General features: G+C 67.3%; 6 protein-coding genes. 5 read left to right on the forward strand and 1 reads right to left on the reverse strand.

All coding sequences use genetic code 11. The features are described from left to right. The 5 genes from VGE49_RS07320 to aguB all read left to right on the forward strand — a co-directional run. A partial coding sequence (locus VGE49_RS07320) for an OmpA family protein (protein WP_331033904.1) occupies window positions 1–199 on the forward strand: 199 nt, incomplete at its 5' end. Window positions 200–481: 282 nt separating this feature from the next. Continuing rightward, the gene (locus tag VGE49_RS07325) at window positions 482–1,651 is read left to right on the forward strand and encodes a capsular biosynthesis protein (RefSeq protein WP_331033905.1); all 1,170 of its coding nucleotides are present in this window, start codon (window positions 482–484) and stop codon (window positions 1,649–1,651) included. 193 nt (window positions 1,652–1,844) lie between these two features. Then, complete coding sequence (locus VGE49_RS07330; RefSeq protein WP_331033906.1) at window positions 1,845–4,223, forward strand: TonB-dependent receptor; 2,379 nt, start codon at window positions 1,845–1,847, stop codon at window positions 4,221–4,223. Between the two features lie 202 nt (window positions 4,224–4,425). After that, complete coding sequence (locus VGE49_RS07335) at window positions 4,426–5,427, forward strand: agmatine deiminase family protein (RefSeq protein WP_331033907.1); 1,002 nt, start codon at window positions 4,426–4,428, stop codon at window positions 5,425–5,427. Further along, window positions 5,427–6,293, forward strand: a complete 867-nt coding sequence (gene aguB, locus VGE49_RS07340; RefSeq protein ID WP_331033908.1) for an N-carbamoylputrescine amidase — start codon at window positions 5,427–5,429, stop codon at window positions 6,291–6,293. The genes VGE49_RS07335 and aguB overlap by 1 nt, the downstream gene beginning before the upstream one ends. 54 nt (window positions 6,294–6,347) lie before the next feature. Here aguB and VGE49_RS07345 read toward each other — a convergent pair. Continuing rightward, the coding region (locus VGE49_RS07345) for a right-handed parallel beta-helix repeat-containing protein (RefSeq protein WP_331033909.1) at window positions 6,348–7,320 on the reverse strand (973 nt) is incomplete at its 5' end.

The raw sequence follows: 7,320 nt of genomic DNA on the forward strand, positions 1-7,320 counted from the left end.
CACCTCGGGCTCGGCCGCCTATAACCTCGGCCTGTCGAACCGTCGTTCGCGCACCGTCGCCGACGCCCTGGTCGCCCAAGGCGTCAACGGCGGCGTCATCGCCCTCGACGGCAAGGGTGAGACCAACCTCGCCAAGGCCACTGCTGACGGCGTGCGCGAGCCGCTCAACCGTCGCGCCACCATCGACATCAACTTCTAAGGTCCAAGGACCCCGGAGCGACCTTACGGTCAGGCTTCGGGGTCCGACGCCCTCGAATGTCGAAAGATCCGGCCGCCGGTCTCGTCCAGAGCCGGCGGCCTTCTCTTTAGGACGAAAGCAAAACCGTATCCTGTGCCTCCACACGCCTTGTCATCGCAGGGCGCTTGGCACTAGGAAGGGGCTGTTCCTCAGAAAGATACTCAGCGTTTGCTCGCGCCATTTGATCCTGATCAGCCGAACGCAATACCGCTGGTGCAGGCGGATTTGCGCGGCCGCCGGTTTTTGATCGTCACGGCCCCGTTCGGCGGGTTCGGGCGTCTGCTGGCGCAAGCTGTCGCCGCGCGCGGCGGCGAAGCCATGCGCATGATCTTCAACGCCGGAGACCTGACGACCTGGCGCCGCCGGGGCGGCGTGGTGTTCCGCGACGATGTCCGGCGTTGGCCCGCCCGGGTGCGCGAACTGGCGCGTGAGTTTACGGACATCGTCGTGTTCGGCGAGGGCGGTCCCTATAATCAGGGCGTGCTGGCCCAGGCCGACAGCCTGAACGCCCGCGTCTGGGTGCTCGAGAACGGCTACTTCCGCCCCGATTGGATCACGCTGGAGCGGAACGGCGTCAACGGCTCCAGCGGCCTGCCGCGCTCCGCCGCCGGCTACGTCGTGCCGGGGCCTGAACTGCCGGTGACGCGTCCGGTCGGCAAGATCCTGCCGCATCACGTCTTCAACATCAGCTTCTATCATGCGGTGCAGCCGCTGGGCTGGGCGGTCTTCCCGCGTTACCGCCACCCTTATACGGTCTCGCCGTGGCGGCAGTTTTTCGGTCATATCCGGCGCTATTTCGGCCTGGCGACGCGACCCAAGCAGTCCTGCGACGCCGATGTGATCCGCGCGCGCGGTCCCTTCTTCATCGCCTGCCTTCAGCGCGAAGGTGACGCGCAACTGCTGCGCTATTCCTCCTACGCCGACAACACGGCCTTCCTGGCCGAGGTTATGGGCAGCTTCGCGCGCCACGCGCCCAAGGACTGCCGGCTGGTGGTCAAGAACCATCCTCTGGATCCGGGGCTGTCGGATCTGGAGCACATGACCCGCTGCCTGGCGGTTGAGCGCGGTCTGGACGACCGGGTCGATTTCATCGACGGCGGCAACCTGGCCCAGCTGTGCCGCGCCTCGCAGGGCATGGTGGTCAACAATTCCAGCGCGGCCCTGTCGGCGCTGGGGTTCCGCACCCCGGTCAAGGTGCTGGGCGACGCCTTCTTCGACTTCGAGGGGTTGACCGACCAGCAGCCGCTGGACGGTTTCTGGGGCGCGCCGGTCGCCGCCGATCCCAAGCTGTTCACGGCCTTCCGAGCCCACGTGATCGCGCGCAGCCAGATCAACGGCAACTATCATGAGCCGCGCGCCATGCGCCCGACCGCCGGCCTGATCGCCGACGCCTTCGCCCTGCGCGCCGACTGACGCCGCCCTCCGGCCAGTGGTGAAAATCCTCCACAGGGGTGTGATGTTATAGCCACCCCTGATGGCTGTCATATCACTGTCACACGACTGTCGTCCAAACTTCCCGCAGCGGCCTTAAGGCCCAGCTCATCTCGACAGGCTTCACGGCCTGCCGCGCATGGCGCTACGCCTTCATCACTGGGGATACCAACAGATGACCAACCGCAAACAGCTGTTCTGGGCGACGACCGCCCTGATGAGCGGCGTTCTCATGGCCGGCGCCGCCTCGGCCCAGTCCACCGCCAGCCAGATGGCCGACGAGCGCGCCACCAACCTCGGCGAAGTCGTCGTGACCGGCGCGCGCGGTCCGCGCGCCATCGAAGGCGTCGTCGCGGAAACCAATCCGAAGTCGCGCGCCAGCATCACCGAAGCCTTCATCGGCACCCAGGCCGCCGGCCAGACGATCCTGAACTCGATCAACCTGCTGCCGGGCGTCAACTTCACCAACAACGACGCCTTCGGCTCGGCTGGCGGCGACCTGACGATCCGCGGCTTCGACGCCGCCCGCGTTTCGCTGACGCAAGACGGCATTCCGCTGAACGACACCGGTAACTACGCGATCTATTCCAACCAGCAGCTGGACCCGGAACTGATCTCGCGCGCCTCGGTCAACCTCGGCACGACCGACGTCGACAGCCCCACCGCTTCGGCCACCGGCGGCACCGTCAACTACGTCACGCGTCGTCCGGCCAAGGACTTCGGCGTCATCCTGCAGCCCTCGCTCGGCGAGTACGGCTACAAGCGCATCTTCGCCCTGCTGGACACCGGTGAAGTCGGTCCCTGGGGCACCTCGGCCTGGTTCTCGGCCTCGAAGACCGTGTACGACCACTTCGTGGGCGCCGGCGGCGTCGACAAGATGCAGCTGAACGGCCGCATCTATCAGCCGCTGGGCGACAACGGCGACTTCGTGTCGCTGACGGCGCACTACAACGAGAACCGCAACGAGTTCATGCCGCGCGTGACCCTGGCGCAGTTCAACGCCGGCAACGCCTACGATCGCGACGACTACAACACGATCAAGTCGCAAGCCACGGCGATCAACCCGTCGAACACGGGCAACATCCGCGGCCAGTCGCGCTTCACCCTGACGGACAGCCTGCGCCTGACGGTCGACCCCTCGTTCCAGTACACCCTGGCGCACGGCGGCGGCACGCAGACGATGAGCGAGACCGACCCGCAGCTGCGCGGCAACTCGACCGCCGCAGGCGTGGACCTGAACGGCGACGGCGTGATCAACGCCGCCACCCGCGTGACCCTGTTCCGTCCGAACATCACCAACACGCACCGCTACGCCGTCACCAGCTCGCTGATCTGGGACGCTGCTGAAGATCACCAGTTCCGCCTGGCCTACACCTTCGACTGGGGTCGTCACCGCCAGACCGGCCAGTTCGGCTTCATCGACGCCAACGGCTTCCCGGAAGATCCGTTCGCGGGTCGTAACGGCCGCCCGGTCAAGCTGCCCGACGGCACCATCCTGCGTCGTCGCGACCGTCTGTCGTACGCCATGCTGAACCAGATCTCGGCCGAGTACCGCGGTTCGTTCTTCAACGACGCCGTCGATGTGACGCTGGGCGCCCGCGCTCCGTTCTTCGACCGTGAGATGAACAACTACTGCTACCAGCGCGACACCTTCAACGCCTACTGCACCACCCAGGTCGGGACGGACGCGGACGGCGACGGCCTGGTCACCTTCCCGGTGTCGTCGATGAACGGCAGCGCCAGCAACGAGTACGGCGCGCCGCGTTCGTTCGACAAGAAGTACGACGCCTTCCTGCCGAACGCCGGCGTGACCTGGAAGTTCGCTGAAAACCAGTCGGTCTACGCCTCGTACGCCGAGGGCTTCTCGGCCCCGCGCACCGACGACCTGTATGACGTCGTCGACGTGAACCCGGAGCCGGAAACCACCAACTCCTACGACCTGGGCTACCGTTACCAGTCGGGTTCGGTTCTCGCCTCGGTGGCCGTGTGGAAGACGGACTACTCGAACCGCATCGTGCGCACCTTCGACGAAGCCGCCGGCCTGTTCCTGACGCGCAACGTCGGCGACGTGACCCTGCAGGGCGTGGACGGTCAGATCGGCTGGTCGCCGATGGACAACCTGAGCCTGACGGGTTCGTTCACCTACACCGACAGCGAAGTGAAGAACGACCTGCCGAACGGCGTGGTCAACGGCGTGCCGCAGTTCATCAAGATCGCCGGCAACCAACTGGTCGAGACCCCGGATTGGCAGTTCGGCGCCCGCGCCGCCTACACGATCGGTCAGTTCGACCTGGGTCTGCAGGGCAAGTATGTCGGCGAGCGTTTCTCGAACGACGTCAACACGGAAGTCGCGCCTGACTACCTGACCTTCGACCTGGACGTCCGCTACAACCTGGCTTCGGTCGGCGCTGGCGGTTCCTACATCCAGCTGAACGTCATCAACCTCTTCAACGAAGAGTACCTGGCCGACATCTCGACCTCGACCACGGGCACGGGCCAGTTCCAGCTGGGCGCTCCGCGCACGGCCATGGTCTCTCTGCGCGCCTCCTTCTAAGAAGCGTCAGAACCAAGACAGGGAAGGGCGGTCCGGCAACGGGCCGCCCTTTCTTTTTTTGGGCCTACCGCGCTTCGCGCTACTTGAGGCCCGTTCCGGGAGGGGCTGTCGCTGCGGCCTATCGCCGGCAAACATTGAACCGGGGGGCGTCTCGGCCTATCTGGCGCGGTCTGCCTTTCTCCCATTCGGATCGACTTCGCCCATGACCCACCCTATCCCCGCCGAATGGACGCCGCACCGCGCCATGTGGGTCGGCTGGCCCAGCCATGCCGAGCTGTGGGGCGAGTATTTCGCGCAGGCCCAGGACGAGGTCGAAGCCCTGGTCCGCGCCCTGGCCGGTCCGGGCCGCGAGCAGGTCAAGCTGATGGTCGGCAATGACGAGGCCCTGCCGGGCGCCCGCGCGCGTCTGGACGGCGTCGACGGCGTCGAGGTCGTGGCGGCGCGCTTCGGCGACATCTGGCTGCGCGACACGGGGCCGATCTTCAACGCGGGCTCGAAGACGGCCCAGACCTTCAGCGTCAACGGCTGGGGCGGCAAGTACGACTATCCGCACGACGACGAGGTGGCCGATCAGATTGCGGCCTTCTCAGGCGTGGCGACCACCCGCCATGACTTCATCCTCGAAGGCGGCGCCCTGGACCACGACGGCGAGGGCACGGTCCTGACCACGCGCCAGTGCCTGCTGAATAAGAACCGCAACAAGAACTGGACCCAGGCCGACGCCGAGGCCGCCCTGGCCGCTTCGGTCGGCGCCAAGGTGGTGGTCTGGCTGGGCGATGGCCTGCTGAACGACCACACCGACGGCCACGTCGACAACCTGGCCCGCTTCGTCGCGCCGGGCGTGGTGGCCTGCCCCATCGCCTTCGGCCGCAAGGACCCGAACGCCGAGGTCTATGACGAGACCGCTCGCACCCTGTCGGAAACGACCGACGCCATGGGCCGCAAGCTCAAGGTGCTGCGCATCCCGTCGCCGGGCCTGGTGCTGGATGCCGACGAGCGTCCGATCCCGGCCAGCCACATGAATTTCCTGATCGCCAACGGGGCCATCGTGGTGCCGACCTATGGCGATGATGTCGCGGCGCGTCTGGCGGGCGAGGCCCTGGCCACGGTCTTCCCGGACCGCGAGATCGTCCTGTCGCCGTCGAACGCCGTCCTGACCGGGGGCGGTTCCTTCCACTGCATCAGCCAGCAGGAGCCCGCATAATGGCCCGCACCGTCACGGTCGCCGCCCTGCAGACCTCGTACGGCGAGGACATGCAGGCCAATATCGACAAGACCATCGGCCTGATCCGTCAGGCGGCGGCCCGGGGCGCGCAGGTCATCCTGCCGTCGGAGCTGTTCCAGGGGCCCTACTTCTGCGTGACGCAGGAGGAGCATTGGTTCACGACCGCCTATCCGTGGCGCGAGCATCCGGCCGTGGTCCAGCTGCAGCTGGTGGCTAAGGAGCTGGGCGTGGTCATCCCCGTCTCGATCTTCGAGAAGGAAGGCCCGCACTATTTCAACTCGATGGTCATGCTGGACGCCGACGGCGAGGCCCTGGGCGTCTATCGCAAGAGCCACATCCCTGACGGCCCCGGCTATCAGGAGAAGTACTATTTCCGCCCCGGCGACACCGGCTTCAAGGTCTGGAGCACCCGCTTCGGCCGCATCGGCGTCGGCATCTGTTGGGACCAGTGGTACCCCGAGAGCGCCCGCGCCATGGCCCTGCAGGGCGCCGACATCCTGATGTATCCGACCGCCATCGGCTCGGAGCCGCATGACGCCACCCTGGACACCGCCGCCCCCTGGCAGCGGGCCATGCAGGGCCACGCCGTGTCCAACGCCATGCCGGTCATCGCCGCGAACCGCATCGGCCATGAGACCCTGACCGAAGCCGGCCAGAGCTTCTACGGCCACTCCTTCATCGCTGATCATCGCGGCGATCTGGTCGAGAGCCTGACGGGTGAAGAGGGCGTGCTGGTCCACAGCTTCGACCTCGACTTCCTGGATCAGTACCGCGCCGCCTGGGGCTTTTTCCGCGACCGCCGCCCGGACCTGTACGGCGCCCTTGCGACCGGCCGCCCGGCTTAGGCCGACAATCCTCCCCCATAGCGAAGCGTATGGGAGAGGGGAGGACCGCACTTCCTATCGGCGCGTGTTACGCGCCACGACATTGCCCGTGGCGCGGTCGCCGTCGTCGGCGCTGCTGCCCCAGGGATAGCCGCGATCGGCGCTGCAATAGGCGCGGCGGCCCTCGCGCGCCCCGACGACGACCAGTAACGGCCGCAGCCATGAGGCGCCGGAAAAAACATTGTCCGTGATCTGATTGTGCGACGGCGTCTGATGCCGGATCACGCCGCGCTCGCCGCAGTTGCGATAGAGGAAGATCCCGGGGCGTCCGCCCAGATCGAAGCGGTTGCCTGTGATGCGATTGCGGGCGGAACCATCGACGGCGATCATTTCGCGGCCGGTCGTGACCGCGATCATGTTGCGCTCGATCCGGTTGTCGGCGCTCTCGGCGTCCAGATAGAGGGCGGTGGCCACGCTGTTTCCCGACAGGGTCGCGTTCGTCAGGCTGAGCCGTGTCACCCCCGGCCCTACATAGAGGGGGATGGATCCGGTCCCCACGATGCTCACCCGGTCCAGTTCGATGTGGCTGGGCGCCGCGGCCTGAACCGTCGCGGTGTGCTCGGCGGTGCGCGACGAGGCGCGCAGGTCGTCATGACTTCCATCCGCCCCCATGCCCCAGACGCGCACGGCGCCGTGGATGAGGCAGTTCTCGATGCGGATGTCGGTGGGGCGGCTCCACCGGCGGGCGTCGATGCGGCGCGACCAGATGGCGATGGTGGGGGTCTGGGTGGTCGTCGCGACGCCGGGGCGGCCGACCGCGCCGCCCTGGCAGTCCAGCCCGGCGCCCGAGGCCTCGGCGCCTTCGATCCGCAGGGAGCGGCGGACGGGCTGGCCCGGCGTCAGCACCGCGCGGCAGGTAAGGCGGTAGGGCGTGTCGGCCTCGGCCGTCAGCTCGCGCAGCTCGGCGGCGGAGCAGGGGCGGGCGGCGGGCAGGGCCCAGTCGCCCCTGTTCCAGGCTTCTGGCGCGGCGCTTAGCCACAGAGCCGCC

Origin of the sequence: Brevundimonas sp. (assembly GCF_036405315.1) — a bacterium.
In the GTDB taxonomy this organism is placed as follows: Bacteria; Pseudomonadota; Alphaproteobacteria; order Caulobacterales; family Caulobacteraceae; genus Brevundimonas.

Coding starts and splice junctions, on each gene's coding strand:
- VGE49_RS07335 (WP_331033907.1), top strand. CDS start 4,426: ATGACCCACCCTATCCCCGCCGAATGGACGCCGCACCGCGCCATGTGG.
- aguB (WP_331033908.1), top strand. CDS start 5,427: ATGGCCCGCACCGTCACGGTCGCCGCCCTGCAGACCTCGTACGGCGAG.
- VGE49_RS07330 (WP_331033906.1), top strand. CDS start 1,845: ATGACCAACCGCAAACAGCTGTTCTGGGCGACGACCGCCCTGATGAGC.